Source organism: Streptomyces sp. ATCC 21386, from assembly GCF_018728545.1.
Taxonomy (GTDB): Bacteria; Actinomycetota; Actinomycetes; order Streptomycetales; family Streptomycetaceae; genus Streptomyces.
In genome coordinates this window covers 1479313-1504751 of sequence record NZ_JAAVVL010000001.1, presented here as the reverse complement: position 1 = coordinate 1504751, position 25439 = coordinate 1479313, and the positions used below count along the sequence as shown (strand labels likewise).

The 25439-nt window shown below is 70.9% G+C and carries 25 protein-coding genes and 2 tRNA genes; 11 read left to right on the top strand and 16 right to left on the bottom strand.

Annotated elements, in window-relative coordinates; all coding sequences use genetic code 11:
* Positions 1 to 476: 476 nt before the first annotated feature.
* Together GWK25_RS06620 and GWK25_RS06615 are read right to left on the bottom strand one after the other, a co-directional pair.
* A complete protein-coding gene (locus GWK25_RS06620) occupies positions 477 to 1313 on the bottom strand; it encodes a hypothetical protein (RefSeq protein ID WP_215448911.1) in 837 nt (278 codons plus the stop codon).
* Positions 1310 to 1657, bottom strand: a complete 348-nt coding sequence (locus GWK25_RS06615) for a hypothetical protein (protein WP_215457238.1) — start codon at positions 1655 to 1657, stop codon at positions 1310 to 1312. Before GWK25_RS06615 ends, GWK25_RS06620 begins: the two co-directional genes overlap by 4 nt.
* Before the next feature lie 195 nt (positions 1658 to 1852).
* Between GWK25_RS06615 and GWK25_RS06610 the strand changes: the two genes are divergently transcribed.
* Positions 1853 to 2218, top strand: a complete 366-nt coding sequence (locus GWK25_RS06610) for a hypothetical protein (protein ID WP_215448910.1) — start codon at positions 1853 to 1855, stop codon at positions 2216 to 2218.
* An 87-nt stretch (positions 2219 to 2305) separates the two neighbouring features.
* Here the strand turns inward: GWK25_RS06610 and rsrA are convergent, their stop codons facing one another.
* The 4 genes from rsrA to GWK25_RS06590 all read right to left on the bottom strand — a co-directional run bounded on the left by rsrA (position 2306) and on the right by GWK25_RS06590 (position 5018).
* Positions 2306 to 2617 carry a mycothiol system anti-sigma-R factor gene (gene rsrA, locus GWK25_RS06605; RefSeq protein WP_215448909.1) on the bottom strand — a complete coding sequence of 104 codons (312 nt, stop codon included), beginning with the start codon at positions 2615 to 2617 and terminating at the stop codon, positions 2306 to 2308.
* Entirely contained in the window at positions 2614 to 3285 is a 672-nt protein-coding gene (gene sigR, locus GWK25_RS06600; protein WP_045559042.1) for an RNA polymerase sigma factor SigR, read from the bottom strand. Before sigR ends, rsrA begins: the two co-directional genes overlap by 4 nt.
* A gap of 268 nt (positions 3286 to 3553) precedes the next feature.
* Positions 3554 to 4201, bottom strand: a complete 648-nt coding sequence (locus tag GWK25_RS06595) for an alpha/beta family hydrolase (protein ID WP_215448908.1) — start codon at positions 4199 to 4201, stop codon at positions 3554 to 3556.
* A gap of 1 nt (position 4202) precedes the next feature.
* Entirely contained in the window at positions 4203 to 5018 is an 816-nt protein-coding gene (locus tag GWK25_RS06590; protein WP_215448907.1) for an SOS response-associated peptidase, read from the bottom strand.
* A 105-nt stretch (positions 5019 to 5123) separates the two neighbouring features.
* Here GWK25_RS06590 and GWK25_RS06585 point away from each other — a divergent pair, with 105 nt between their 5' ends.
* From GWK25_RS06585 to GWK25_RS06570, 4 genes are all read left to right on the top strand, one after another.
* Positions 5124 to 5846, top strand: coding sequence for a M50 family metallopeptidase (locus tag GWK25_RS06585; protein ID WP_215448906.1), 723 nt, complete (start codon positions 5124 to 5126; stop codon positions 5844 to 5846).
* A 159-nt stretch (positions 5847 to 6005) separates the two neighbouring features.
* The gene (gene aroA, locus GWK25_RS06580; RefSeq protein WP_215448905.1) at positions 6006 to 7337 is read left to right on the top strand and encodes a 3-phosphoshikimate 1-carboxyvinyltransferase; all 1332 of its coding nucleotides are present in this window, start codon (positions 6006 to 6008) and stop codon (positions 7335 to 7337) included.
* 16 nt (positions 7338 to 7353) lie between these two features.
* Entirely contained in the window at positions 7354 to 8367 is a 1014-nt protein-coding gene (rsgA, locus tag GWK25_RS06575) for a ribosome small subunit-dependent GTPase A (RefSeq protein WP_215448904.1), read from the top strand.
* 141 nt (positions 8368 to 8508) lie between these two features.
* Positions 8509 to 8832 (top strand): multidrug efflux SMR transporter, encoded by a 324-nt coding sequence (locus GWK25_RS06570; protein ID WP_045559048.1) that lies wholly within the window; start codon positions 8509 to 8511, stop codon positions 8830 to 8832.
* A gap of 54 nt (positions 8833 to 8886) precedes the next feature.
* Here GWK25_RS06570 and GWK25_RS06565 read toward each other — a convergent pair whose 3' ends face one another.
* The gene (locus GWK25_RS06565) at positions 8887 to 9504 is read right to left on the bottom strand and encodes a TetR/AcrR family transcriptional regulator (protein WP_215448903.1); all 618 of its coding nucleotides are present in this window, start codon (positions 9502 to 9504) and stop codon (positions 8887 to 8889) included.
* A 249-nt stretch (positions 9505 to 9753) separates the two neighbouring features.
* On the opposite strand from GWK25_RS06565, the gene hisN reads away from it, so the two are divergent.
* The 3 genes from hisN to GWK25_RS06550 all read left to right on the top strand — a co-directional run bounded on the left by hisN (position 9754) and on the right by GWK25_RS06550 (position 11749).
* A complete protein-coding gene (gene hisN, locus GWK25_RS06560; RefSeq protein ID WP_215448902.1) occupies positions 9754 to 10554 on the top strand; it encodes a histidinol-phosphatase in 801 nt (266 codons plus the stop codon).
* Positions 10555 to 10705: 151 nt separating this feature from the next.
* Positions 10706 to 11098, top strand: a complete 393-nt coding sequence (locus GWK25_RS06555) for a cyclic nucleotide-binding/CBS domain-containing protein (RefSeq protein ID WP_215448901.1) — start codon at positions 10706 to 10708, stop codon at positions 11096 to 11098.
* Between the two features lie 234 nt (positions 11099 to 11332).
* Positions 11333 to 11749: a Fur family transcriptional regulator gene (locus GWK25_RS06550; RefSeq protein ID WP_184899217.1), complete on the top strand. Its 417-nt coding sequence runs from the start codon at positions 11333 to 11335 to the stop codon at positions 11747 to 11749.
* Positions 11750 to 11817: 68 nt separating this feature from the next.
* Here the strand turns inward: GWK25_RS06550 and GWK25_RS06545 are convergent, their stop codons facing one another.
* From GWK25_RS06545 to GWK25_RS06525, 5 genes are all read right to left on the bottom strand, one after another.
* Complete coding sequence (locus tag GWK25_RS06545) at positions 11818 to 13464, bottom strand: IS1182 family transposase (RefSeq protein ID WP_215448706.1); 1647 nt, start codon at positions 13462 to 13464, stop codon at positions 11818 to 11820.
* A gap of 193 nt (positions 13465 to 13657) precedes the next feature.
* Positions 13658 to 13731, bottom strand: a tRNA-Met gene (locus GWK25_RS06540).
* Between the two features lie 303 nt (positions 13732 to 14034).
* A complete protein-coding gene (locus tag GWK25_RS06535) occupies positions 14035 to 16029 on the bottom strand; it encodes an SEL1-like repeat protein (RefSeq protein WP_215448900.1) in 1995 nt (664 codons plus the stop codon).
* A gap of 171 nt (positions 16030 to 16200) precedes the next feature.
* Positions 16201 to 16274, bottom strand: a tRNA-Met gene (locus tag GWK25_RS06530).
* 44 nt (positions 16275 to 16318) lie between these two features.
* Positions 16319 to 19252 carry a UPF0182 family protein gene (locus tag GWK25_RS06525; RefSeq protein WP_215457237.1) on the bottom strand — a complete coding sequence of 978 codons (2934 nt, stop codon included), beginning with the start codon at positions 19250 to 19252 and terminating at the stop codon, positions 16319 to 16321.
* Between the two features lie 163 nt (positions 19253 to 19415).
* Between GWK25_RS06525 and GWK25_RS06520 the strand changes: the two genes are divergently transcribed.
* Positions 19416 to 19958, top strand: a complete 543-nt coding sequence (locus tag GWK25_RS06520) for a PPA1309 family protein (RefSeq protein ID WP_251828751.1) — start codon at positions 19416 to 19418, stop codon at positions 19956 to 19958.
* 170 nt (positions 19959 to 20128) lie between these two features.
* Here GWK25_RS06520 and GWK25_RS06515 read toward each other — a convergent pair whose 3' ends face one another.
* The 4 genes from GWK25_RS06515 to GWK25_RS06500 form a co-directional block, all read right to left on the bottom strand.
* Positions 20129 to 21226, bottom strand: a complete 1098-nt coding sequence (locus tag GWK25_RS06515; RefSeq protein ID WP_215448898.1) for a PDZ domain-containing protein — start codon at positions 21224 to 21226, stop codon at positions 20129 to 20131.
* Between the two features lie 71 nt (positions 21227 to 21297).
* The gene (locus GWK25_RS06510; RefSeq protein WP_215457968.1) at positions 21298 to 21489 is read right to left on the bottom strand and encodes a hypothetical protein; all 192 of its coding nucleotides are present in this window, start codon (positions 21487 to 21489) and stop codon (positions 21298 to 21300) included.
* Between the two features lie 103 nt (positions 21490 to 21592).
* On the bottom strand, positions 21593 to 22054 hold the full coding sequence (locus tag GWK25_RS06505; RefSeq protein WP_215448897.1) for a molybdenum cofactor biosynthesis protein MoaE: 462 nt from the start codon (positions 22052 to 22054) through the stop codon (positions 21593 to 21595).
* Positions 22055 to 22100: 46 nt separating this feature from the next.
* A complete protein-coding gene (locus tag GWK25_RS06500) occupies positions 22101 to 23213 on the bottom strand; it encodes an SDR family oxidoreductase (protein ID WP_215448896.1) in 1113 nt (370 codons plus the stop codon).
* A gap of 190 nt (positions 23214 to 23403) precedes the next feature.
* Between GWK25_RS06500 and GWK25_RS06495 the strand changes: the two genes are divergently transcribed.
* Positions 23404 to 24822 (top strand): zinc-dependent metalloprotease, encoded by a 1419-nt coding sequence (locus tag GWK25_RS06495; RefSeq protein ID WP_215448895.1) that lies wholly within the window; start codon positions 23404 to 23406, stop codon positions 24820 to 24822.
* Complete coding sequence (locus tag GWK25_RS06490; protein WP_215448894.1) at positions 24819 to 25334, top strand: NUDIX hydrolase; 516 nt, start codon at positions 24819 to 24821, stop codon at positions 25332 to 25334. The genes GWK25_RS06495 and GWK25_RS06490 overlap by 4 nt, the downstream gene beginning before the upstream one ends.
* Positions 25335 to 25439 lie beyond the last annotated feature (105 nt).

Sequence of the window (25439 nt, the reverse complement as noted above, 5' to 3'; positions counted from 1 at the left end):
GGGTTGGTCGGCGAGCAGTTCCTCGGCCGACAGCAGGGACATGGGCGGGATCGGGGACGGGACGGCCGGGCTGTCCGGCGTGCCGTCCGCGGCGTCGTCGGAAGGACGCGCCGCGCCCCGCACGGGTAACGGCGGCTTCGCGGCGACATCACCGGGTACGGCGCCCGACGGCCGTTCTGCGGCCCGGACGTCGTTGTCGGCGGGCGGCGACGGTCCATCCGCCGTCGCACCGGACGGTGACCGTACGGCCGTGCCGTCACCAGCGCCTGGTGACCGTGGCCGTTCGGCCGCGCCGGCACCGGGCTCGGTGGACGGCGGTCGTACTGGGTTCGTGGGGACGGACGCGGCGTGCGGTGGGGTTTCGGCGGATGGGACCGGACGGTCGTCCGTGGGTGCTCTCGGCACCTGACGCCGTCGGAGGCGGGCGGCCTTGCTGCGTATGCGGCGTTTGCGGGCCGGGTCTCTGTGGGGGCTCACTACCCGCCCTTCGCTCCGAGGCCTCCGGTGGGAGAGCCTCCACCGGGCCTGCGTCTGGGCAGGGGACCGGCTCTGGGTGACGGTTCGTCCGGTGCCGACTGCCCCTGGAGGACCCGGGGGGCGGTGCTGGGTCGGCGGTCGGGGTCCGGCCCGCTCTCCCAGTGGACGGCCCGGCGCGCCTGAAGCCGGACGAGGTCCAGCATGACCGCGTAGAGTCCGCGCCCCCGGGCGAAGGCCATGTCCCGTGGGGTACGGCGGCCGTTGGCGGTCTCGACGAGGTCCTGGTGACGTCGGTTCAGCCGACCGTCGGACTCCGGGGTGCCGTGGCGGCCGACCGGTCGGGGCCGGACCCGGGCAAGTTCTCCCGCGGGGCCCCACAGCCGGGCCAGCAGCGCCATACGGCGGGTGGTCTCCTCGGCCAGCGGCCGCGGCTCGACGCCGGGCCGGGCGAGGAGGGTGGGTTGGCGTTCGGTCAGCTCCCAGCCGCCTGGCGGGCTGAGTGCCATCGCGAAGGCCCCGTCGAACACGGCCGCCGTGCAGACGACCTCCAGTTCGGCCGCGCCGATCAGGCCGGCGCCGATCAGATGGGGGGCGAGCCGGTCCGCGTCGGGCTCGGCGGCGCGGGCCGCGAGCCAGGCGTCGTCGTCGATCCGGCCCGAGGCGAGCAGCGTGGACGTCGCGGTCGGCGCGCCCGGTGTCTCGATCGCTCCGATCAGTCCGTCCCGCAGGTGAATCGTGCCACCGGGGGAGCCGGAGACCCGTACCGTGCCGGTGTAGCCCTCCTGGTGCAGTGCCTGCAGCAGTGCGGGGACGTTGCGTGCCGAGGGAGTCTTCACGCCAGCACCTCGCGCACCCGGTCACCGAGGCTGCGCAGCGCCAGAGCCATGTTCGCCAGGTCACGGTCGAGGCCGGCCGCGAGCAGCAGCGGATCGCCGGCCGTCCGGTCCACGGAGAGCAGCACGTGTTGGCGTCGTCTGCTGGTCACGACCACGCTCTCCAACTCGCCCCCGGCCCCGGCACCGGCCTCGCCGAGCCGGTCGGAGATGAGGGTGGCGAGATCCGAGCACTCCGCCCCCGTCCCGACCTGGGCCGCGTCGCCCGCGACGGCGTAGGTGAGTCCCGTGACCGCGTCGATCAGGGCGAGGCCGGTGACGCCGGGAGAGTCGAGAAGCCGGTCCAGGGAAACCTGGAGCGCGGGCTTCATCTCCTCAAGTCCCCCCATTCGCCCTCCACGTTGACGCGCCGCACAGTACTTTGAACGCCAACTTTCGTAACACACGGGAAAGTTGGCGTTTGTGACCGGTGGGTCACTCGTGTCGATCGTAGTTGGCCGGACAGTGACCGGTCAGCAGCACTGAGGAATTGGGGCAGCAATATGAACATCGAGACCGCACTCAAGGAAGCCATGGCCATCGACGGCGCGGTCGGTGTCGCTCTGGTCGACTACGAGAGCGGGATGTCACTCGGCGCCCTCGGCGGCGGGCAGCACCTCGACCTGGAACTCGCGGCGGCCGGCAACACCGAGGTGGTGCGCGCCAAGATGCGCACTCTGGCGTCCCTCGACATGGACGACGTGATCGAGGACATCCTGATCACTCTGAGCCGGCAGTACCACCTGATCCGCCCCCTGACCAGCAGCAAGGGTTCGCTCTTCCTCTACCTCGCGCTGGATCGCTCCCGCAGCAACCTGGCCCTGGCACGGCACGGCCTGAAGCGCATCGAGAGCGGCCTGGAGGTCTGAGCCCGTTCCACCACCGCACCCCGCACATGACTGAGCCCGTTTCGGGGACGGCCGGGCGGCCGTCCCCGAAACGGGCTCAGCAGAAGGTCAGCCCTCCTGCGGTGTGACCGGCGACGCCGTCACATCATGTTCGGGAACGGTCTGTCCCGATCGGATCAGATCGATCCTGCCCATGACCTTGGCCCGCAGATCGGTGGGCACGTCGTCCTGCCCACAGCAGCGCTTCACCAGCTTCTTGACGGCCTGTTCGAGCCCGTACTTCTCCAGGCAGGGCGAGCACTCCTCGAAGTGGTGCTCGAACTTGGTGCAGTCGGCGTCGGGCATCTCCCGGTCGAGGAACTCGTAGAGATGATCGAGGATTTCGCTGCAATCCGTCTCATGCGGCTCTCCGCAGCTCATGAGCCCGAGCCTTTCGCTTCGTTCGACTCCCCGGCGCCGGCCGGAACCAGCCCACGGTCACGGGCGTAGTCCTCGAGCATGCCGCGCAGTTGACGGCGACCCCGGTGCAGCCGGGACATCACCGTACCGATGGGTGTCCCCATGATGTCGGCGATCTCCTTGTACGCAAAGCCCTCGACATCGGCGAGATAGACGGCGATGCGGAACTCCTCGGGAATCGCCTGCAGCGCCGCCTTCACGTCCGAGTCGGGCAGGTGGTCGAGCGCCTGCGACTCGGCGGAGCGCAGCCCGGTCGACATGTGCGACTCGGCGCGCGCCAGCTGCCAGTCCTCGATCTCCTCGGCCGCGCTGCGCTGGGGTTCGCGCTGCTTCTTGCGGTACGAGTTGATGAAGGTGTTCGTGAGGATGCGGTACAGCCAGGCCTTCAGGTTGGTGCCCTCACGGAACTGGTGGAAGGACGCGTACGCCTTCGCGTACGTCTCCTGCACCAGGTCCTCGGCATCGGCCGGGTTGCGCGTCATGCGCAGTGCGGCCGAGTACATCTGATCGAGGAATTCCAGAGCGTCCCGCTCGAACCGGGCGCTGCGCTCCGCGGCGGTCTCGGTGCCCTCGGGCTGCTCCGCCTGGCCCCGTTCGGTCCCTGCGTCGGTCCCAGTGACCGGACCCACCTCCTCCAGCGTCTGTGCGGTACCGAAACCGGTACCACCAGAATCGGAGGATAGACGACGATCCATGCCCGCCGCCGCCCGAACAGGGCCGCTCTTGGCCGCGTGCAGCACCGTCCAGTCCAGGTCAGCGCGGCTGCTGCGGCTCGGGCAATAGGTCGAACCCATGCGGCGGACTTCCTCTCGTACGGCGGTCAGCACGGTCTTTCGCGCTGTCTGATCCGCACAACCAAGGGCCGCCGCTCCGCATTCCCCCCGCCACCGGAACGGGTCATCGCAGTGACGCGATCCACTCCACGACGCCCTCGGTGATCACCGTCAGCGCCTCGTCCTGCCCGAGGGGCGCCCGCTTCGGCACCGTGAACCCGTGATCGCCGTACGGCACCTCCACGAGCCCGTACCCGCCCTCCGGGAACTCCTCCGGCCTCCCGAACGGATCGTTGCCGCCCTGGACCACGAGGGTGGGCACCCCGGCCCCCAGCAGCTCCTCGGCGCGGGACTTCTCCGGCCTGCCCGGCGGATGCAGCGGAAAGCTCAGCGCCAGTACGGCCGCCGCGCCCAGCTCGGCCGCCGTCCGGCAGGCCACCCGCGCGCCGGCGCTCCGGCCTCCCGCGATCACCGGAAGTCCCGGTTTCGCCAGCGCGGGCCACAGCCCGCGCCAGCCCACGTCCAGCGTCTTCGGCGCGGGCGCGAGCTTCTTCCCGGCGACCCGCCACGGCTGCTCCACCAGGGCCACGGTCACCCCGTGTGCGGGGAGCACGGCGGCGAGGGCCCGCAGATCGCGGGCCTCGATGCCACCGCCGGCGCCGTGGCCGACGGCGAGGACGCGTTCCGGCGCCTCGGCCTCGTACCAGCTGACACGGCCCGTGCCGGCCTCGGTGTCGATCTCTTCCGTCGCTGCTGCCTCGATCTCGGTCACGTCAGAAGAGTGTGCCCTCCTCGGGCCCCTCCAGCTCCTTCAGCAGCTCCGGCCCGTTGTTGCGGACGTTGCTGACGGCAGTGGAGACGGGGTAGGCGCGCATCAGCCCGGCGGGCGGCGGTTCGAGCAGCCCGCGCAGGTCGTCGAGGTCGGTGCGGGCCGGGTCGAGCCAGCCGTCCCACCGGTCCGGCGTCAGCATCAGCGGCATCCGGGGGTGGATCTCGGCCAGCGCGTGCGGGCCGTCCGCGGGGGCCACCGCCAGCGGGGTCGTCTCGGCCTCCGTCGTGATCACCGAGCAGGTCGCCCACCAGGCCCCCGGATGGTCGTCCGGCAGCGTCCTGTCCCGCCAGAACTCGTACAGCCCGGCCATCGCGAAGACGGAACCGTCCGCCGGGAGCACGAAGTACGGCTGCTTGCGCGGCCGCTTCTTCTTCCCCTCGACCTCCAGCTCCCGCTCCCCCTTGCCGGTGACCCACTCGAAGTAGCCGTCGGCGGGCAGGATGCAGCGCCGGGTGGCGAACGCACGGCGGTACGACGGCTTCTCGTGCACGGTCTCGGCGCGGGCGTTGATCATCCGTGCGGCGCCCTCGGGGTTCTTGGACCAGGAGGGCACCAGCCCCCACTTCAGCTTCCGCAGCTGGCGAACCGGCCGCTTGTCGTCGGCGTCCTTCAGAGGGCGGTCGAGAACCGCGTAGACCTCCTTGGTGGGAGCCACGTTGTAATCCGGCTCCAGGCGCTCCTCCGGCTCCCACTTCTCGATCTCAAAGATTCCTGCGAGATCCTCGGGCCTACGACTCGACGCATACCGTCCGCACATAAGTGCCACACTGCCAGGCCCACCCGTCACCCGACCACCACCCCCCGCGAACGGCGCCAGGCGTGGACGCCGTTCGACAACGACCCGAGGGAGCCACCGCAGAACATGGAAAGCACCGCAGCCACCTCGCTGGCCAGCCTGTGGGACGAGGTCTTCGGTACCCAGCCCGACCCGGACCTGTGGGTCGTCATAGCCACCGGGGTCGCCGCGCTCGCGGCGATCGTCCCGCACGGCGTCTGGCGGCTCTCGCGCAACGCCATCACCATCGCGCACGAGGGCGGCCACGGACTGATCGCGCTGCTCACCGGTCGCACCCTCACCGGCATCCGGCTGCACTCCGACACCAGCGGCCTCACGGTCAGCCGCGGCAAGCCCACCGGCCTCGGCATGATCCTCACCGCCGCCGCCGGCTACACCGCTCCCCCGCTCCTCGGCCTCGGCGGCGCCGCCCTCCTCGGCTCCGGCCGCATCACCCTGCTCCTCTGGCTCGCCACGCTCCTGCTGGTCGCCATGCTGGTCATGATCCGCAACGCGTACGGCGCCCTGACCGTCCTTCTCACCGGCGGCACCTTCGTCGTCGTCTCCTGGCTGGCGGGCCCCCAGGTCCAGGCCGCCTTCGCCTACGCGGTGGTCTGGTTCCTGCTGCTGGGAGGCGTACGCCCGGCCTTCGAGCTCCAGGCCAAGCGCCGCCGGGGAGGAGCCGGCGACTCCGACGCGGACCAGCTCTCCCGGCTGACCCATCTCCCGGCGACGGTGTGGCTGGTGATGTTCCACGTGGTGTCGCTGTGCGCGCTGATGGGCGGCGGAAGGTGGCTGCTGGGGCTGTGACAGCGCTGTGATGCAGCCCCGCAGGGGGGCGTCACAGGGGCGCGGGGCGTATCGATGTGCGGCTCCGCCGCGTGGGCGCGATCAGCCCCCACCGGACCCGCGGCTGCCCACGGCGATCACCAGGCGCCCCCTTCGGCGAACCCCTACTAAAGTGGCCGCATGGCCCTGAACGCACAGCCCGCCCTCTGGCCCGCCCCCACCGCGAGCGGAGCCGTCGACGCGACGGTCCACGTCCCGGGGTCCAAGTCGGTCACCAACCGCGCCCTCGTCCTCGCCGCCCTCGCGAGCGAACCCGGCTGGTTGCGCCGCCCCCTCCGTTCCCGCGACACCCTCCTGATGGCGGCCGCCCTGCGCGCGATGGGCGTCGGCATCGAGGAGACCGTCTCCTCCAGCTCCTCCGGCGCGGGCGGCTCCGGCGAGGCCTGGCGCGTCCTGCCCACCGGCCTGCACGGCCCGGCCACGGTCGACGTCGGCAACGCGGGCACGGTCATGCGCTTCCTGCCGCCGGTTGCGGCCCTGGCGGACGGCCCCGTCCGCTTCGACGGCGACCCCCGCTCCTACGAGCGCCCGCTGAACGGCGTGATCGACGCCCTGCGCGTCCTCGGCGCCCGGATCGACGACGACGGCCGGGGCGCGCTCCCCCTGACGGTCCACGGCAGCGGCGCCCTGGACGGCGGCCCGGTGGCGATCGACGCGTCCTCGTCCTCGCAGTTCGTGAGCGCCCTCCTGCTCTCCGCCCCGCGCTTCAACCAGGGCGTAGAGGTCCGCCACACCGGCGCGACCCTCCCCTCGCTCCCCCACATCCGGATGACCGTCGACATGCTGCGCTCGGTGGGCGCCCAGGTGGACACCCCGGAGTCGGGCGGCGAGCCCAACGTCTGGCGGGTCACGCCGGGCGCCCTGCTGGGCCGTGACCTCACGATCGAGCCGGACCTCTCCAACGCGCAGCCGTTCCTGGCGGCGGCCCTGGTGACCGGAGGCAAGATCGTCGTGCCCGACTGGCCCACGCGCACCACCCAGCCCGGTGACCAGCTTCGCGAGATCTTCACGGAGATGGGCGGCACCTGCGAACTGACCGAGTACGGACTGGTGTTCACCGGTTCGGGTGCGATCCACGGCATCGACGTGGACCTGAGCGAGGTGGGCGAGCTGACCCCGGGCATCGCGGCGGTCGCCGCCCTGGCCGACTCCCCCTCCACGCTGCGTGGCGTCGCCCACCTCCGCCTCCACGAGACGGACCGCCTGGCCGCGCTCACCAAGGAGATCAACGAACTCGGCGGCGACGTCACCGAGACCGCCGACGGTCTGCACATCCGCCCGCGCCCGTTGCACGGCGGTGTCTTCCACACCTACGACGACCACCGCATGGCCACCGCCGGCGCGATCATCGGCCTGGCCGTGGAGGGTGTGCGGATCGAGAACGTGGCGACGACGGCCAAGACGCTGCCGGACTTCCCTGACATGTGGACCGGGATGCTCGGGAAGAACTGACGGGCGGGCCGGGATCATGCGCCGTTACGGCAAGCACACCGACGAGGACGACATCCGCAGCCGCCCGAACCGCAAGGGCAACCGTCCCCGGACGAACATCCGCCCCAAGCACGAGGACGCCGCCGAGGGCATGGTCCTCACGGTCGACCGGGGCCGGCTGACCTGTCTCGTCGAGGACCGCGTCGTCCTCGCGATGAAGGCCCGCGAACTGGGACGCAAGGCCGCGGTCGTCGGCGACACGGTGGCCCTCGTGGGCGACCTCTCCGGCAAGAAGGACACCCTCGCCCGGATCGTCCGCATCGCCGGCCGCACGTCGGTCCTACGCCGCACGGCCGACGACGACGACCCGTACGAACGCGTCGTCGTCGCCAACGCCGACCAGCTCGCCATCGTCACCGCCCTCGCCGACCCCGAGCCCCGCCCCCGTCTCATCGACCGCTGCCTGGTGGCGGCCTACGACGGCGGCCTGGACCCGCTCCTGGTCCTCACGAAGTCGGACCTGGCCTCCCCGGACAAACTCCTCGAGCTCTACGGCGACATCGACATCCCGTACGTCGTGACGAGCCGCGAGGAGCTGGAGACGGGCGGCGCCGCCGACCGCGTGCGCGAACACCTCTCAGGGAAGGTCACGGCGTTCGTCGGCCACTCGGGCGTCGGCAAGACGACCCTGGTGAACGCCCTCGTCCCGGAGGACCGGCGCCGCACCACGGGTCATGTCAACGCGGTGACCGGACGCGGCCGGCACACCACGACCTCCGCCCTCGCCCTCCCCCTCGCGGACTCGGACGGTGGCTGGGTCGTGGACACCCCCGGCGTGCGTTCCTTCGGGCTCGCGCACATCGATCCGTCCCGGGTGATCAACGCCTTCCCGGACCTCGTGCCGGGCACGGAGGGCTGCCCGCGCGCGTGCAGCCACGACGAGCAGGACTGCGCGCTGGACCAGTGGGTGGCGGACGGGCACGCGGACCCGGCGCGGCTCTACTCCCTGCGCAGGCTGCTCTCGACACGCGAACGGCGGGAAGGCGACTGACCTCCGCACTGACCTCCGCGTTGTTTGCGCCCCCGTCCACCCGGTAAGTGCATAATCGCACCGAGTCGGACCCAGACCAGACGAGATCAGCCGAGAACAGACGAAGCGGTCACGGAACGTGGGCACACGGGAGGACGAGACATGGCGTGGCTGCTGGTGGTCGTGGCGGGGCTTCTGGAGACCGGATTCGCCGTCTGTCTGAAACTCTCGCACGGCTTCACCAGACTCTGGCCCACGGTCGCCTTCTGCGTCTTCGCCCTCGGCAGCTTCGGCCTGCTGACCCTCTCCCTCAAGAAGCTCGACGTCGGCCCGGCCTACGCCGTCTGGACGGGCATCGGCGCGGCCGGCACCGCGATCTACGGGATGATCTTCCTTGGTGACATCGTGTCGACCTTGAAGATCGTCTCGATCAGCCTGGTGATCGTGGGGGTCGTGGGACTCCAACTCTCGGGCTCGGCCCACTAGTCCGGCCCACCGGCAGTCCGGCCCATGGGTTCAGCCCCACCCCCCGGTCGACACCTAGCCGGGGGTCCGGCTGAGCTGTCGTGGCAGCGCCGTCCGCACGAGGTCCGTGACTCCGCCGTCGAGCGGGGGCGCCGCCACGCACGAGAGAGCGAGCCGCACCGCGAGTTCACAGGACCTGGCCAGCTCCGCCTGGTCCGCCTTGGGGGCGCCCGGCGCGGACAGCGCGACCACGGCCCGCTCCCGCACCAGGGCCACGAAGTCGGCGGGCGCGGGCAGCGGGCCGTCCGCGCGGCGCTGCGCGGGCACCGCGGAGGACGAGCGCACCGCCGCGAGCGTCGGTGACGGCAGCCGCTCGCTCCAGCAGCCGGTGAGCATGGCGCGAATCAGCGCGTTGTTGCGGGAGGCCGCCACGGTCCACTCGGCGGTCGCGGCCAACCGGTCCCGCGAGTCCGCGGGGGTGGCCAGCGCCCGCTCGACGCCCGCCAGATAGCCGTCCGCTTCCCTGCGGACCAGGGCCCTGGCGAGCCCGTCCTTGCTGCCGAACTCGTTGTACAGCGTCTGACGTGACACTCCGGCCACCGCAGCCACGTCCACCATGCGCACGGCGGACCACGGCCGACGCACCAGCGCCGTGTAAGCGGCGTCCAACAAGGATTCCCGCGCTGCAGGCATCATCGCCTCCCTGAATGCGAGCGGGCGGCTCTGGCCCTCAGATTTGACGCGCATCAAGTCGCTGTCAAGGGTTCACGGCACCCCCCAGGGGCGCACACCGGCCAACGTGCGCGGCACGATCCTCCGCACGCGGCGACAGCCCCCACTCATGTGCCCACGGCGGCGAACCCCATACGTACCGCCGCCTCCGCCGGTCCGACCCTTGACCCCTGTAGCCCCGCACCGACCTCGGCGGATACCGTTCGCCACATGGCCGATTACCTCGACGACCTCCGCCTCGCCCACGTCCTCGCGGACGCCGCCGACGCGACCACGATGTCCCGCTTCAAGGCCCTCGACCTCAAGGTCGAGACGAAGCCGGACATGACTCCGGTGAGCGAGGCCGACAAGGCCGCCGAGGAACTCGTCCGCGGCCAACTCCAGCGCGCCCGCCCCCGCGACGCCATCCTCGGAGAGGAGTACGGCGTCGAGGGCACCGGCCCGCGCCGCTGGGTGATCGACCCGATCGACGGCACCAAGAACTACGTCCGGGGCGTCCCCGTCTGGGCCACCCTGATCTCCCTCATGGAGGCTGCCGAGGGCGGCTACCAGCCCGTCGTCGGCGTGGTCTCCGCCCCCGCGCTCGGCCGCCGCTGGTGGGCCGCCAAGGGCCACGGCGCGTTCACCGGCCGCAGCCTGAGTTCGGCCTCCCGCCTGCACGTCTCCCGCGTCGCCGACCTCTCGGACGCCTCCTTCGCGTACTCCTCCCTCAGCGGCTGGGAGGAGCGCGGCCACCTCAACGGCTTCCTGGACCTGACCCGCGAGGTGTGGCGCACCCGCGCGTACGGCGATTTCTGGCCGTACATGATGGTCGCCGAGGGCTGCGTGGACATCTGCGCCGAACCCGAGCTGTCCCTGTGGGACATGGCCGCCAACGCCATCATCGTCACCGAGGCGGGCGGCAGCTTCACCGGCCTCGACGGCCGCCCCGGCCCGCACAGCGGCAACGCGGCGGCCTCGAACGGCCTCCTCCACGACGAGCTCCTGGGCTATCTGAACGAGCGCTACTGAGCCCCGGAATGATCCAGGGCGCCCCGAACTGACCACGCACGCCCTCTTGTTGACCTCTGCTTTACCTGCCACATTGAGAGTCCCCCCACTTGTGAACTTGTGAATCCTTGAACAAAGCGTTCCCGGATTCCCTAGGAGGTGGCTGAACTCCATGCTCGTCCGCGACGCCATGAGCACAGTGGTCCTCACCATCGGCCCCGATCACACCCTCCGACAGGCCGCCGCCCTGATGGCGGCTCGCCGGATCGGCGCGGCCGTGGTCCTCGACCCGGACGCCGGCGGACTCGGCATCCTGACCGAACGCGACGTCCTCGTCTCCGTGGGCCTGGGCCAGAGCCCCGACACCGAGCGCGCCCACGCCCACACCACCACCGACGTCGTGTTCGCCACGCCGTCCTGGACCCTGGAGGAAGCGGCCCGCGCGATGGCCCACGGCGGCTTCCGCCATCTGATCGTCCTCGACGAGGGCGCCCCCATCGGCATCGTCTCGGTACGCGACATCATCCGCTGCTGGGCGCCCGCCCGACAGCCCGCACCGGCGTAGCCACGCCCCTGACGCACGAACGGGCCGGGAGTCTCCTACGAGACCCCGGCCCGCCCCAACGACAAGCGGTCCAACCCCGTTCGGCCGCACAAGGCCTGGACGGCGACCTCCGGGCGCTTGCCGAAGCTTCGTCGATCGATGCCAGATCCTACATTGGACAAAATCTAAGTCAAGCCAAGCTCCAAATTCACACCCGTTCGGGAACTGTTTCCGCTTGCTGTTACGCTGACCGGTATGAGTGACCTTCTGGAGCGGCTGCGCGGACGCGGATGGCGTATGACCGCGCAGCGGCGTGTCGTGGCCGAGGTCCTCGACGGCGAACACGTCCATCTGACAGCCGACGAGGTGCACGCACGCGCTGTCGCCAAGCTGCCCGAGATTTCCCGGGCGACCGTCTACAACACCCTCGGTGAGCTGGTCTCCCTCGGCGAGGTGCTCGAGGTCGCCACGGACCGGCGCGCCAAGCGGTACGACCCGAACGCGCACCGTCCGCACCACCACCTGGTCTGCGCCCGGTGCGGCACGATCCGTGACGTGCACCCGACCGGCAACCCCCTGGCGGACCTCCCCTCCTCCGAGCGCTTCGGCTTCACCGTCTCGGACGTGGAGGTCACCTACCGAGGCGTCTGCCCGAACTGCACCCAGGCGTAGCACCCCTCCCGCACGACGAAGCCCCGGCCGCACAGCGGACGCTGTTGGTAAATCCGCCCCGCTGGATCTCATTCAGCGGGGCGGAGTGCTGCGAAGGGTGAGGTGCGGGTGCGGGCGAGCGGTCTGCCGGTGAGCCAGGCATCGATGCGGGCGAGGTTGATGGCGGCGCCGGTGAAGTGGTGTTGCAGCCGGGTTTTGGCGAGGCCGCGGTAGCGGGATCTGCGCAGGCCGAATGCCTGGACGCCTTGGGAGATGGTGCCCTCGACGCCGGCGCGGTGTCCGTAGCGGCGGCGCCAGTGGTGGGTGTCCTGCTCGGTGCGGGCCTGCTGGAGGATCTCGTGTTCGGCTTTGGGGCGCAGGGTCAGATTGCGGCCGGTTTCGGCGGTGGTGCAGGAAGTCCGCAGTTCACAGGGGGTGCAGTGGCGTTCGGCGAAGCGGACGCGGGTGACCGGGGTGCCGCGGTGGCTCTGGGCGTCTCTCCACTGGACGCTGGTGTGGCCGCCGGGGCAGACGGCCTGGCGTTGCTCCCAGTCGACGGTGAAGCGCGTGCTGTCGAAGACGTCGCCGGTTGCCTGTTGCCGGATGGTGTTCTTCCCGACCGGTCCGACGAGGGTGATGCTGTGATCGCGGCGGGCGTGGTGGATCTGCTCGGCGTCGACGTATCCGGCGTCCAGCAGGTGTTCGTCCGGCACCAGTTGGCGGTCGGCAAGGGCGGTGTGGATGTCCTCCAGCACGGCGTTGTCGGTCACCGGTGCCGGGGTGGTGTGGATGTGGGTGATCAGGTGCGGGGCGTCGGGCTCGCAGGTCTCGCTGAGGTGGACCTTGTATCCGGACCAGGCCAGATCGCGCTTCGCTCCGGTCCTGGCCCCGGGCTCGTGCGGGGTGCGTAAGCGGATCAGGCCGGGCGGGGTGTTCTTCGGCTCCCGCCAGCGCACGGTGCCGTCGACGCGGTGAAACTGCTGCACCCAGGTCTGGCGGAGGAACTCCACCGCGGGAAGACGCTGCAGGCCGGGCGGTGCCGATGTCGACCAGACCGCTTCCAGCAGCACCGTGCCGTCGGCCCCGCACTGGTCGCCGTGCTCGATCCGGGCGGCCCACCGGGACGGGAAACGGCTGTCCTCCGGACGCGCCGAGTACCGGTCGAACCACTCCGGCGCAGCCAACCCCATCAGCCAGTCCCCGGCCGCCTCGGCGATCTGGTTCAAAGCCGCCCGCAGTGTCTCGACCACGAACTCCAGCCGGCTCAGATCCCTGGTCACGGCCAGTACATGGGTGGCGTCCGTGCGCTGCCGGTTACCCGCCTTGACCAGCCCGGCCTCCCCGGCGGCCGTCAGCACCGCGTCGAACACCGCCCGGCCCGCATCCGACTCGGTCAGCCGGGCCCGGAACTCGCTGAGCACGGAGAAGTCGAACCCCACGTCGGCCAGCTCCAGCGACAGGGCGTACTTCCAGTCCAGACGCGAACGGACCGCGTGCGCAGCCTGCCGGTCGGTCAGACCCTCGGCGAACTGCAACACCGACACCAGCGCCAGCCGCGCCGGCGAGACCACCGGCCGCCCCCGCGCCGAGAACAACTCCTCGAAGTCGGCATCGGCGAAGACCGGCCCGAGCGCATCCCGAACCCGCATCACCAGACACCCCTTCGGAAACACCGCACGCGCCAGCCGCGCGGTCTCCTCCGGAATCTCCGCCAGATCCACCCCACGCAACGACACGAACCCACCCCACGAACATGACGACGGCCTGCACAACCCCAACGGGGTCGTGCAGGCCGTCGTCACGCAGGCCCCCGGATTTACCAACAGCGTCCGCACAGCGGCCGGGGCTCTTCTTCGACACCTGAAAGTGAACCTGAACGAAAAACACCGATGGCCCGGAACCTCATGGTTCCGGGCCATCGGCCTTCAGTAGCGGGGACAGGATTTGAACCTGCGACCTCTGGGTTATGAGCCCAGCGAGCTACCGAGCTGCTCCACCCCGCGTCGATGAACAGAACATTACGTCACCCTCGCCGACCAGAGCAAATCCATTAACCACCAGGCCAAACCCGAGCGCACCGGCACCCCGGACCCGACACAGCTGCGGGCAATCGTGCCGCTGGGGCGACACGGGCGAGCGCAGCGGCACCCCGGATCCGACACAGCTGCGGGCGGTCGTGCCGCTGGGGCGGCACGGGTGGGCGCAGCGGCACCCCGCAAGCGCGGGTGAGCGAGACTCCGCCCGCCCAGCACACGCCCCGGGCACCCTCGCAGCCCCCGGGCACGCCCAGCCGGACCCAGAGTCCCCTACGCCGACAACTCGTCCCGCAACGCGTCCCGCAACCGCGCCGCCCGCTCCGCCACCTCGGCCGGCCCGAGCGCCACGGCCCGGTCGGCCCACCGCTTCCCCTCCACCAGCTCACCCCGACGCGCGTAGACGAGGGCGAGCCGCAACGCCGCCCGTCCGTGCCCCGCGTCGGCGGCCCGAGCCCACCACACGGCGGCCTCGGGCTCACTCCCCTCCCGGGCCAGCAGCAGCCCCAGATTGAACGCGCCGTTCCGCGACCCCGACTCCGCCGCGGCCCGGTACCACCGCGCGGCCTCGACCACGTCCCCCCGCCCGGCCGCCAGCATCCCGACGCGCACCTGCGCCCGCCGATGCCCCTGCGACGCGGCCCGCTCGTACCACTCCTCGCACTCGTTCTTCTCCCGCACCGGCTCACCCAGCTCGTGCGCCGGCGCGGGCGGACGGCGCGCGTCGAGCACGGCGGCCAGCCGGTACGCGGCCTCCGCGCTGCCTCCACCGGCGGCGCACCGCAGATGCCGCTCGGCGGCGCGCTCGTCACCGTCCCGCAGTCGCGCTATGGCGACCTGCAGCGCCGCCTCGGTGTGCCCCGCGGCAGCGGCCCGCTCGTACCAGACCAGTGCCGTTGCGTCGTCGCCCCGCCCGGCGAACAGGATGCCCAGGTTGAAGGCGGCGTCGACGCTCCCGGCCTCGGCGGCCTTGGAGAACCACGGCTCCGCACCGGACGCGTCGCCGACCTGGAGCAGCAGGATGGCCAGTGCGTTCGCCGCCTCCCGGTGGCCGGCGTACGCGGCGCGCCGGTACCACTGCTCGGCCTGCGCGGTCCGCCCCTGCTCGGCGCAGAGCAGCCCGAGGTTGTACGCGCCGTTGACGTCCCCCGCGTCCATCGCGGCCCGGTACCAGCGCTCGGCCGTCTGCGTCTCGCCGCGCTCGGCGTGCAGCGCGCCCAGCGCGTTCGCCGCGTTGCCGTTGCCGTCCTGGGCGGCCCGCAGCCACCACACGGCCGCGCTCTCCGTGTCGCCCGCGTCCCGCAGCAGGAACCCGAGCGCGCACGCGGCACGCGGCTCACCGTCCTTCGCGGAGGTCAGGTACCAGCGGCCGGCCTCCTTCAGCTCCCCGCGCCGCTCCAGGATCGCCCCGAGATGCAGCGCGGCCCGCCGGTGCCCGCGCGCGGCGGCCTGCCGGTACCACTGCTCCGCCTCCTCGGCGGCGCTCGCCCCGACACCGTTGTCGGTACCGCGCTCCCCCGCGCCCACGGCCTGCCCGCCGCCGTCCCGCACGGCGGCACGGCCCTCGCGGGGGCCGCTCCCGATCTCGAGCGCCGCACGCGCGATCTTCCGACCTTCGCGCACAGCGGTGCGCTCCTCCTGCTCCGCGCGCTGGTCGAGCGTCCGCGCGAGCCTGTAGGCGGCCTCGCGGTGTCCGCGCTCGGCGGCCACTCTCATCCACCGCTCGGCGGCGGCGTCACTGCGGTGCTCCAGCAGGTCGGCGAGCGCGTACGCGCCCAGCGCGTGCCCCTGCTCGGCGGACTGGCGCAGCCAGTACTCGGCGGCCGGTTCGTCCCCACGCTCGCGGTGGTGCCGGCCGAGCGCGTGCGCGGCGGCGGCGGACCCGGCGACGGCCGCGACCCGCCACCAGCCGGCGGCCTCGTCGGCGTACCCGCGCTGGTGCAGCAGGACGCCCAGGTTGTTGGCGGCCGCCCGGTCCCCGGCCGCGGTGGCGGCCCGCAGACAGGGCTCGGCTCCGTCCAGGTCGCCGCGGCGCAGGAGCATGGCGCCGAGGACACTCATCGCCTCGGTGTCGCCGGCTTCGGCGGCGAGCCGCTGACGCGCCTCCTCGACGGCGTCGCCCGTCTCGACCTCGTCCGCGACCCCCGCGGACTCGACCGACGAGGCGGACTCGGCGGGCAGCACGAAGTCGGCAGGCAGCGCAATGTCGGCAGGCTGCGCAAACCGCCCTGTCTCCAACAGAGTTGCCTTGTCCCCCATAACGTCCATCGTCGCACCACCTGCAACCTGGGTACACCTGGTATACCGCAGCCATTGAGGTCACTACAGCGTTTTGTCGACATGCCCACAGAGCGACAAGTCAAACACAGATTTCCCGAGTACCCCCGCCAACACGTCGAAGGCCCGGATCCTTTGGAGGATCCGGGCCTTCAACTTCAGTAGCGGGGACAGGATTTGAACCTGCGACCTCTGGGTTATGAGCCCAGCGAGCTACCGAGCTGCTCCACCCCGCGCCGTTGCGTTGCAACCGTACCACGGCGCGGGACGGAACCTTGAATCAGCCGCTTCCGGAGCCTCCGTCGCCGCCCTGGTCGCTGTCTTCACTGCCGCTGCCGCCGGTCCCGTCGGCCTTGGACTGCGCGTCCTCGGCCCGCTTCAGCGCGTCCTCCAGGTCCTGTTGGGCCCGGCCGTAGGCCTCCCAGTCGCCGTCCTTGAGGGCCTGCTGCCCCTCGTCGAACGCCTTCTGAGCTTCCTCCAGGGCCTGTTGGACCGTCGGATCGCCCGACGTCGGCGGCTCGTCGGTGCCCTCGTCGGGGTCTTCCGGCGGTGGCTCGGTGGGCGCGCCCTCGGTCTCGAACACCTTGTTGAGCGCCGCGTCGAGGGTGTCCTCGAAAGCCGTGTTGCCGCCGTAGGTGACCAGCACCTTGCGCAGCAACGGGTACTTGAGCCCGCCGCCTCGCACATAGACGGGTTCCACGTAGAGCAGTCCGCCGTCGAGCGGGACCGTCAGGAGGTTGCCGTACTCGACCTGCGAGTCACCTCTCTTGAGGAGGCTGATCGTCTCGGCGATGTCCTGTTCGGAGTTGAACTGGCTCTGGACCTGTTTCGGCCCGTCGATCGGTTCGCTGGTCGGCAGTTTCAGAATTCTGATCTTGCCGTAGTCCTTGGTGCCCGCTTCAGCGTTGACCGCCACGAAGGCACTGAGGTTGTCCCGGCCGTTCGGCGTGAGCGTCGTGGTCAGCGAGAACGCCTGTTCCGTCTGGCCCGGCAGCATCATGCTCAGGTAGTACGGCGGCACCGCGTTGCCCGAGGTGTTGGTCGGGTCGTCCGGGACCTGCCACACCTCGCTGCCGCTGAGGAACGTCTCGGCGTCCTTCACGTGGTAGCGGGTGAGCAGCTCGCGCTGCACCTTGAACAGGTCCTGCGGGTACCGCAGATGGGCCAGCAGCGAGTCGGAGATGTCGTCCTTCGACTCCACCGTGCCCGGGAACGCCTTCATCCAGGTCTTCAGGACCGGGTCCTGGGTGTCCCACTGGTAGAGCTTGACCTGACCCGTGTACGCGTCGACGGTCGCCTTCACCGAGTTGCGGATGTAGTTGACCTGGTTCTGCTGGGCCACCACCGCGCGCTGGCTGTTGTCCGCCGTCAGCGAGTCGGCCGTCGTGTCGCCCAGGGTGGTGCGGGAGGCGTACGGGTACCCGTTGGTGGTGGTGTACGCGTCGACGATCCACTGGATCTTGCCGTCGACGACGGCCGGGTAGGCGTCGCCGTCGATGGTCAGCCACGGCGCGACGGCCTCGACGCGCTCCTTGGGCGTGCGGTTGTACAGGATCCGCGAACCCTCGCCGATGGCACCGGAGTAGAGGATCTGCGGTTCGTTGAACGCCACCGCGTACGCGGCGCGGTTGATGGGGCTGGAGAGGTTGACCCCGCTGCCGCCCTTGTAGCTGGTGGTCTTCTCACCGCTGTCGTCGGAGTAGTCGATCTCCTTCTGGGGACCGCCGACGATCGAGTACTGGGTGGTCTTCTCGCCGTAGTAGACCCGCTGCTGGTACTCGCCGAGGTCGCCCTTGGACGGCAGGTCGGACTCGGTGAAGACCGGGCGGCCTCCGGAGGTGGCCTCGGTGCCCTTGGCGGCGACCACGCCGTACCCGTGCGTGTAACGGAAGTGGTCGTTGATCCAGTTGTTCTTCGGGATGCCGGCGAGGTTCAGCTCGCGCAGGCCGATGACCGTGTCCTGCTCCGCGCCGTCCTCATTGCTGTACCGGTCGACGTCCAGGTTCGTGGGGAACGCGTAGTAGTTCCTCATCTGCTGGAGCTGCTGGAACGTCGGCGAGACGATGTTCGGGTCGAGCATGCGGATGCTGGCCGTGGTGTCGGCGTCCTTGCGGAGCTTGGCCTTGTCCGTGGTGTCGCTCACACCCGAGTACTCCTGGACATCGGTCCCGTCGATGCCGTAGGCCTGCCGGGTCGCCGCCAGGTTCTTCTCGACGTACGGCGCTTCCTTGGCCTGCTCGTTCGGCTGGACCTGGAACTTCTGCACGATGGCCGGGTACAGCCCGCCGATGAGGATCGCGGAGAGGACCATCAGACCGAAGCCGATGACCGGCAGCTGCCAGGTGCGCCGCCAGATGGTGGCGAAGAACAGCAGCGCGCAGATCACGGCGATGCAGAACAGGATCGTCTTGGCCGGCAGGTACGCGTTCGCGTCGACGTACCGCAGGCCGGTCCAGTTGCCCGTGGCCTTGAAGTCGCTGGACTTCACCGCGAGCCCGTAGCGGTCGAGCCAGTAGGCGACCGCCTTCAGCGCGACGAAGATGCCGAGGAGCACCGACAGGTGCCCGGTGGCCGCGGCGGTGGCACGCGCTCCCGGCGAGGTGACCCTGAGGCCGCCGTAGAGGTAGTGCGTGAGCGCTGCGGCGATCACCGAGAGCACGGCGGCGGCGAAGCCGAAACCGAGCAGGAAGCGGTACCAGGGCAGGTCGAAGGCGTAGAAGGCCACGTCCAGGTCGAACTGGGGGTCCTTCTGCCCGAAGGGCACCCCGTTCACCCACATCAGCCAGGTGCGCCACTGCCCGGAGGCGGAGGCACCGGCGATGAGGCCGACCAGGGAGGTGATCCCGAGGAGCAGCCACTTCTTGTAGGGCGCGATGCCCATCCGGTACCTGTCGAGGCTCTGCTGCTCCATCGACATCGCGCTCAGCGGCGGCCGCAGCCGGTGCGCCAGCCAGATGTTGAAGCCGACCGAGGCCGACATCAGCAGCCCGAAGACGAAGAAGAGCCCGATCTTCGTCCACAGCGTGGTGGTGAAGACGGAGGAGTACTTCACCGACCGGTACCAGAGCCAGTCCGTCCAGAACCCCGCGAACATGACGAACGCCATGCCGAGGACGGCTAGGACGCCCAGCGTCATGAGCAGGGTCCGGACACGTCGGGACGGTCGGCCCACTCTGATCCGCGGCCCCGTCGGGCCTCCGCCGCGGTCCGGCATCTGGAAAGCCAAGGTGCGCACCTCGAAGTTCGCTGTCGATACGTCAGGCCCGCGTCTACGGACCCTCCAGCGGGCCCCGTGATCGCAGGGGCCTCACCTATGCAACTTACTCACGCTTTACTCGGTTCCCGCTTCCGGGAACGAACGAGGCAGGATTGTGACCATGTCCAACACTCCCATGGCAGCGAACCCCCTCACCCGGGCCGTGCTCGAGATCGACGAGTACGCCTCGGGCCTCGGCTGGGACCAGCCCGCTCGCCTCTTCGCCCTCGTGGATACCGCGCGTCTGCGGGCCCAGGAACCCGCGCTCGCGGACCAGCTCGGTCTGCAGGAAGCGTCCGAGGCCTCCGGTCTCACCCCGATCGAGCAGGACGAGATCCCCGCCGGCAAGGCGCTGGACGAGTTCCTCGGCACCATCGCCTGGCCCGACGCGGTGGTCGGCTGCGCCCTGACCGTGGAGCGTCTGATGCTGCCGCCGTCCGCCGAGGCATCCGTCCCGGAGGACCTGGACGGGGCCCGGCTCACCAAGTGGGTGGCCTCCCACCCCGACCGCCAGGAGGTCCGGATGACGGTCGCCGTCCTGCGCGACGGCTCCCGCGACTCGGCCCTGCGCCTGCGCGAGAAGGACACCCCCACGGAGGTCCTCACCGGCCCCGAACTGGTCCCGGGCCTGGCGGAGGCCCTGTCCGCGACCTTCGTGGACTGATCCCCGACCGCACCACCCTCGGGCCCACGACGACCGGGTCCGAGACGATCGGATCCACGACGGGTCGGGTCCACGGCACTCGGATCTACGACGATCCGATCTACGACTGTGGGGCGCCCTCCGAGCCGGAGGGCGCCCCCACGCGCGCGTGCGCCGTCACCTCGCTCCTGTCAGCCCTTGGTGCTGCACTTCGGCAGGTCGGCCGTGTCGCCGGAGCGGATGTCCTTGAGGGCCCCGAGGGCGTCCTCGATGGTGTCGACCTTGACGAGGGTGAGTCCGTCGGGGGTGTCCTTGGCGGCCGCGGCGCAGTTGTCCTTGGGCGTCAGGAAGTACTCGGCGCCCTTGTCACGCGCGCCGACCGTCTTCATCTCGATGCCGCCGATGGGGCCGACCTTGCCCTCGTCGTCGATCGTGCCGGTGCCGGCCACGAACTTGCCGCCCGTGAGGTTGCCCGGGGTCAGCTTGTCGTAGATACCGAGGGCGAACATCAGTCCGGCGCTCGGGCCGCCGACGTCCGCGAGCTTGATGTCGATGGTGAACGGAAAGGTGTGGTCGGTCCCGGCGGAGATCCCGACGATCGCCCGCTCCGCGCCCGTGTCGTCGGACTTGGCCGTGGTGATCGTGACCTTCTCGGTCTCGGTCGCCGTCCTGTTCGCCTTCTCGGCGGCGGCCTGCGCCTTCGCGGGCACGATGACGAAGTCCACGTCCTCGCCGGGCTTGTGTTCGGTGACCAGCTTCGCGACGTCCTCGGGCGCCTTGACCGCCGTGCCGTCGACGGACTTGATCACGTCACCGGCGTGCAGTTTGCCCTCGGCCGGTGAGTCCTTGAGGACGGTGGAGACGATCACCCAGGACTTCACCGGGATGTCCAGCTCCTTCAGGGCGGCGACCTTCGCGCTCTCCTGCGACTGGCTGAACTCCTCGGCGTTCTCCTGGGTCGACTGCTCCTCGGTCTTGCCGTCGGGGTAGAGCGTGTCGTGCGGGACGACCTTGTTGTCGTGTGCCAGCCAGCCGTACACGGCCTCGACGAGGTTCATCCTGTAGTCGGCGCTGGTCACACGGACCGTGGTCATGTTCAGGTGACCCGTCGTCGCGTACGTCTTGCGTCCTGAGATCTGCAGCACCGGCTCGCCGCCGTGCTTCCCGAGCGTGTTCACCGTCGGCCCCGGCGACATCTCCGAATACGGCACGGGAATGATCACTCCCGCGCACAGGAGCGCGATCAGCATCAGGGTGGAGGCGAGCATCGTCGCGGTGCGGCGTGGCATGGAACGACAGTACGGGACAGGCCTGTCAGTGCACCGTCGGGGCCGTCCGTCCGGGGCGGCCGATGTGGGCACTAGCCGCCGGTGTGGGACCGCTCCATGGCCTCGCGGAAGCGCGAGTATCCCGCGAGCTCGGTGCCGTCCTCGATGCTCCTGCGGTTCCGGCTGGCCCAGCCACCCCACAGTCCGGCACCGATCGCGGCCACCAGTGGAATCAGCAACCAGGCGAGCGCCGCCATGCCGGCCTCCCAACCCCTATGAAGCAACCACAACTGACTGATCAGCAGATTATCCGTCCGTCCCGTCAACGCTCTCGCCGGGGGCCGGGTTACGCAACCGGAACGCGCATGGGCGATCGCGGTCACGCCATCAACAAGCTCCGACCCATTCATCGGTGCCGTCGGAGAACCGCTGGTGCTTCCAGATGGGCACCTCGTGCTTCAGGTCGTCGATCAGCCTGCGGCACGCCTCGAAGGCCTCGCCCCGATGCGGACAGGACACGGCGACGACCACGGCCAGGTCCCCGACTTTCAGATTCCCCACCCGGTGCACGGCCGCGAGCGCCCGCACGGGGTAGTCGGCGACGACCTTCTCCGCGATCCGCCGCATCTCGGCCTCGGCCGTCGGGTGGCACGAATAGCCGAGCTCGTCGACATCGGCCCCGCCGTCGTGGTTCCGCACGGTCCCCACGAACAGCGCGGTCCCCCCGGCCGCGTCGTCCCCGACCGCCCGGAACACCTCGTCGAGGGAGAGCGCCGCCTCCCGGATCGCGATCAGCTTGATGGGCTCCGCGGCCCCCCGCTCACCAGGGTGATCATCATTCACAGCCATACCCCCATCGTGCCTCACCCGCGCCCCGGACCGGCCGGAGCACCCGTCAACGTCTGCCCCGGGCCTTCCGCGCCCGCCGCACCAGCGCCGCCGTACCCAGCAGCGCGACCGTCGCACCGGCGGCACCCGCGGCCGTCGCGTCCTTCCGCCCCAGCCGTCGTCCGGCCACGGTGTGCCGCCCGGCGACCTCCTCCAGCAGCTCCGCGAGCACTTCCTCGTTCGTCCACAGCGGCCGCCACCCGGCGTCGTGCAACCGGCTCCCGCTCACCACCCACGGGTACATCGTGTACGCCAGGTCCCCCGCCGGTGACGGCGTGAGCCCGATCCGGTGCAGCCGGGCGGCGGCCCCGAGCGCAACCGCGGACGGCAGCTCCATGCGCCGGATCCCGCTGAGCTCCTCGACCTCCTCCTGCTCCAGCCACCCCTCGCACCCGACGGCGAGCTCCCCGTCGACCTTCTCCAGCACGGCGTACTCCAGCGCCCCGCAGAGGTCCTCGACGTGACAGAACTGCCAGGCCGGTCGCGACCCCGCCACCACCAGCAGCCGCGGCGACTCGAAATACCTGGTCAGCGCCGTGTCCGTCCCGCCGACCAGGGTCGCGGGACGCACCACGGTGACATTGAGGCCAGGATGGGCGCGCGGCGCCCGGCGCGCGAGCCGCTCGATCTCCAGCAGGTCGCCGACCCCCGTGGCCTCGGCGGTCGCCCGCAGCTCGGCGTCCTCCGAGAGCGGCAGCTCGTTGTCGGGCAGCGCCCCGTAGACCATCGCCGACGTGCACAACACGACGCGGTGCACCCCGGCCGCGGCCGCCGCCGTGAGCACGGTCTGCGTGCCGCGCACGTTGTACGCGCTGCGGGCCGCCGAGTCGGTGCCCAGGTCGAGGTCGACGGCCAGGTGCACCACCACGTCGGCCCCGCGCAGCTTCTCGGCGATCGCCGGGTCCCGCACGTCGAGGATGTGCCACTGGGCGGACGCGCACTCGCCGCGCCGCTCATCGATGGCGATGACCTGCCGGATCTCGTCGGACTCGGCGAGCCGCTCGGTGAGCAGCGCTCCTACGCCGGACGCGGCACCGGTGACCGCGACGACGGGCCCGCGCACGGCGGGACTGGTTGAGTGGTTTCGCGCTGCGCGAACCTGCGGATCTGGGGAACTCACCGGGCGTCTCCAGCGGTTGTCTTCAGTACGAACGCGGGTGACGCGTGCGTACCAGGTGGCATCCATCCTGCCGCAGGCCTTCGGTCGGCGGAGCACCGAGGCCTTAACCCGCCGTGGTGTCTACGCTGGGTGGTGTTCGGGCAGCCGTGCCGTCGGAGAAACCCGATGGCCCTATCAGCCGAGGAATCCCGTGAGTGACACCCCATTCGGATTCGGCCTTCCGCCGGAGGAGCCGGACGACGGCGACGAGGGCAAGAAGAAGGACCAGCAGAGCGGTGGTGGTCAGGGCCCGGCCAACCCGTTCGGTTTCGGGTTCCCCGGGGCCGGCGGCCCCGGCGCCGACAATCCGTTCGCCGCGATGTTCGGTTCCATGAACCCCACCGACCTGGGCGCCGCCTTCCAGCAGCTGGGCCAGATGCTCTCGTACGAGGGCGGCCCGGTGAACTGGGACATGGCCAAGCAGATCGCCCGCCAGACGGTCTCCCAGGGGACCGCCGACGGCACGAAGGACGAGAGCGTCGGCCCCGCCGAGCGCACCGCCGTCGAGGAGGCCGTCCGCCTGGCCGATCTCTGGCTGGACGACGCGACGTCCCTGCCGTCCGGCGCCGGCTCCGCCGTGGCGTGGAGCCGCGCGGAGTGGGTGGAGGCGACCCTGCCCGCCTGGAAGGAGCTGGTCGACCCGGTGGCCGAGCGGGTCGGCGGCGCCATGGGCGACATCCTGCCCGAGGAGATGCAGGCCATGGCCGGCCCGCTGATCGGCATGATGAAGTCGATGGGCGGCGCCATGTTCGGCCAGCAGATCGGGCAGGCCGTGGGCGTGCTCGCGGGCGAGGTCGTCGGATCCACCGACGTCGGCCTGCCGCTCGGACCGGCCGGCAAGGCCGCGCTGCTGCCGCTGAACGTGGAGGCGTTCGGCAAGGACCTGGGCGTCGGCAAGGACGAGGTGCGGCTCTATCTGGCCCTGCGCGAGGCCGCCCACCAGCGTCTCTTCGCGCACGTGCCGTGGCTGCGCTCGCACCTGTTCGGCGCCGTCGAGGGCTATGCGCGCGGGATCAAGGTCGACACGGCCAAGCTGGAGGACGTGGTCGGGCAGTTCGACCCGCAGAACCCCGAGGAGCTGCAGCAGGCGCTCCAGCAGGGCATGTTCCAGCCGGAGGACACCCCGGCGCAGAAGGCGGCTCTGGCCCGTCTGGAGACCGCCCTGGCGCTGGTGGAGGGCTGGGTGGACGCGGTGGTGCACGCCGCCGCGAAGCCGCGCCTGTCGTCCGCGGACGCCCTGCGGGAGACCCTGCGCCGCCGCCGTGCCACCGGTGGTCCGGCCGAGCAGACCTTCGCCACGCTGATCGGTCTGGAGCTGCGCCCCCGCCGCCTGCGCGACGCCTCCCGCCTGTGGGCGTCCCTCACGGACGCGCGCGGTGTCGACGGCCGCGACGCCCTGTGGGCCCACCCCGACATGCTGCCCACCGCCTCCGACCTGGACGACCCGGACGGCTTCGTCCACCGCGAGCAGATGGACTTCTCCGAGCTGGACAAGATGCTCGGCGAGGCCGCCGGGGGCGGTTCCACCGAGAAGCCCGACCTCAAGAAGAAGGACGACGACACCGAGTGAGTCTGCACGACGACGCGGTCCTCGTACTGAAGAGCTACGAGGACCAAGCCGAGCTGCGCCAGGCGTACCTCGACCACCTCGCGGCCCACCCGGACGGCATGTGGAAGGCGTGCGGCGCCGGACACATCACGGCGAGCGGCCTGGTGATCGACCCCGAGCGCGGCCGGGTGCTGCTCACCCTCCACAGGAAGCTGCGCATGTGGCTCCAGATGGGCGGCCACTGCGAGCCGGGGGACACCTCCCTCGCGGACTCCGCGCTCCGTGAGGCCACGGAGGAGTCCGGCATCGCCGGCCTGACGCTCCTGCCGGGCGGCCCGGTCCGCCTGGACCGCCATCACACCCCGTGCGCCTGGCATCTGGACGTCCAGTACGCGGCCCTCGCCCCGGCCGACGCGGTGGAAGCGATCAGCGACGAGTCCCTCGACCTGCGCTGGTTCGCCTACGACGAGGTCCCGACCGTGGCCGACGATTCGGTCGTCCGCCTGCTGGAGGCCACGCGGGCGCGCCTCTGACCTCGCTCTTTCGCGTGGCGGGGGCGGCCTGACGGCATGATGCCGCTGGGCGGTGGGCATGCCCCTGCCGGGGGCACGAACGCGGTAAGGGGCGCCCGCAAGGCG

What these genes read in the sequence shown, in the direction of transcription:
- GWK25_RS06610 (WP_215448910.1), top strand. Translation starts at nt 1,853, where the DNA reads ATGAACATCGAGACCGCACTCAAGGAAGCCATGGCCATCGACGGCGCG.
- rsrA (WP_215448909.1), bottom strand. Translation starts at nt 2,617, where the DNA reads ATGAGCTGCGGAGAGCCGCATGAGACGGATTGCAGCGAAATCCTCGAT.
- GWK25_RS06590 (WP_215448907.1), bottom strand. Translation starts at nt 5,018, where the DNA reads ATGTGCGGACGGTATGCGTCGAGTCGTAGGCCCGAGGATCTCGCAGGA.
- GWK25_RS06585 (WP_215448906.1), top strand. Translation starts at nt 5,124, where the DNA reads ATGGAAAGCACCGCAGCCACCTCGCTGGCCAGCCTGTGGGACGAGGTC.
- aroA (WP_215448905.1), top strand. Translation starts at nt 6,006, where the DNA reads ATGGCCCTGAACGCACAGCCCGCCCTCTGGCCCGCCCCCACCGCGAGC.
- rsgA (WP_215448904.1), top strand. Translation starts at nt 7,354, where the DNA reads ATGCGCCGTTACGGCAAGCACACCGACGAGGACGACATCCGCAGCCGC.
- GWK25_RS06570 (WP_045559048.1), top strand. Translation starts at nt 8,509, where the DNA reads ATGGCGTGGCTGCTGGTGGTCGTGGCGGGGCTTCTGGAGACCGGATTC.
- GWK25_RS06565 (WP_215448903.1), bottom strand. Translation starts at nt 9,504, where the DNA reads ATGCCTGCAGCGCGGGAATCCTTGTTGGACGCCGCTTACACGGCGCTG.
- hisN (WP_215448902.1), top strand. Translation starts at nt 9,754, where the DNA reads ATGGCCGATTACCTCGACGACCTCCGCCTCGCCCACGTCCTCGCGGAC.
- GWK25_RS06555 (WP_215448901.1), top strand. Translation starts at nt 10,706, where the DNA reads ATGCTCGTCCGCGACGCCATGAGCACAGTGGTCCTCACCATCGGCCCC.
- GWK25_RS06550 (WP_184899217.1), top strand. Translation starts at nt 11,333, where the DNA reads ATGAGTGACCTTCTGGAGCGGCTGCGCGGACGCGGATGGCGTATGACC.
- GWK25_RS06535 (WP_215448900.1), bottom strand. Translation starts at nt 16,029, where the DNA reads ATGGACGTTATGGGGGACAAGGCAACTCTGTTGGAGACAGGGCGGTTT.
- GWK25_RS06525 (WP_215457237.1), bottom strand. Translation starts at nt 19,252, where the DNA reads ATGCCGGACCGCGGCGGAGGCCCGACGGGGCCGCGGATCAGAGTGGGC.
- GWK25_RS06520 (WP_251828751.1), top strand. Translation starts at nt 19,416, where the DNA reads ATGTCCAACACTCCCATGGCAGCGAACCCCCTCACCCGGGCCGTGCTC.
- GWK25_RS06515 (WP_215448898.1), bottom strand. Translation starts at nt 21,226, where the DNA reads ATGCCACGCCGCACCGCGACGATGCTCGCCTCCACCCTGATGCTGATC.
- GWK25_RS06505 (WP_215448897.1), bottom strand. Translation starts at nt 22,054, where the DNA reads ATGGCTGTGAATGATGATCACCCTGGTGAGCGGGGGGCCGCGGAGCCC.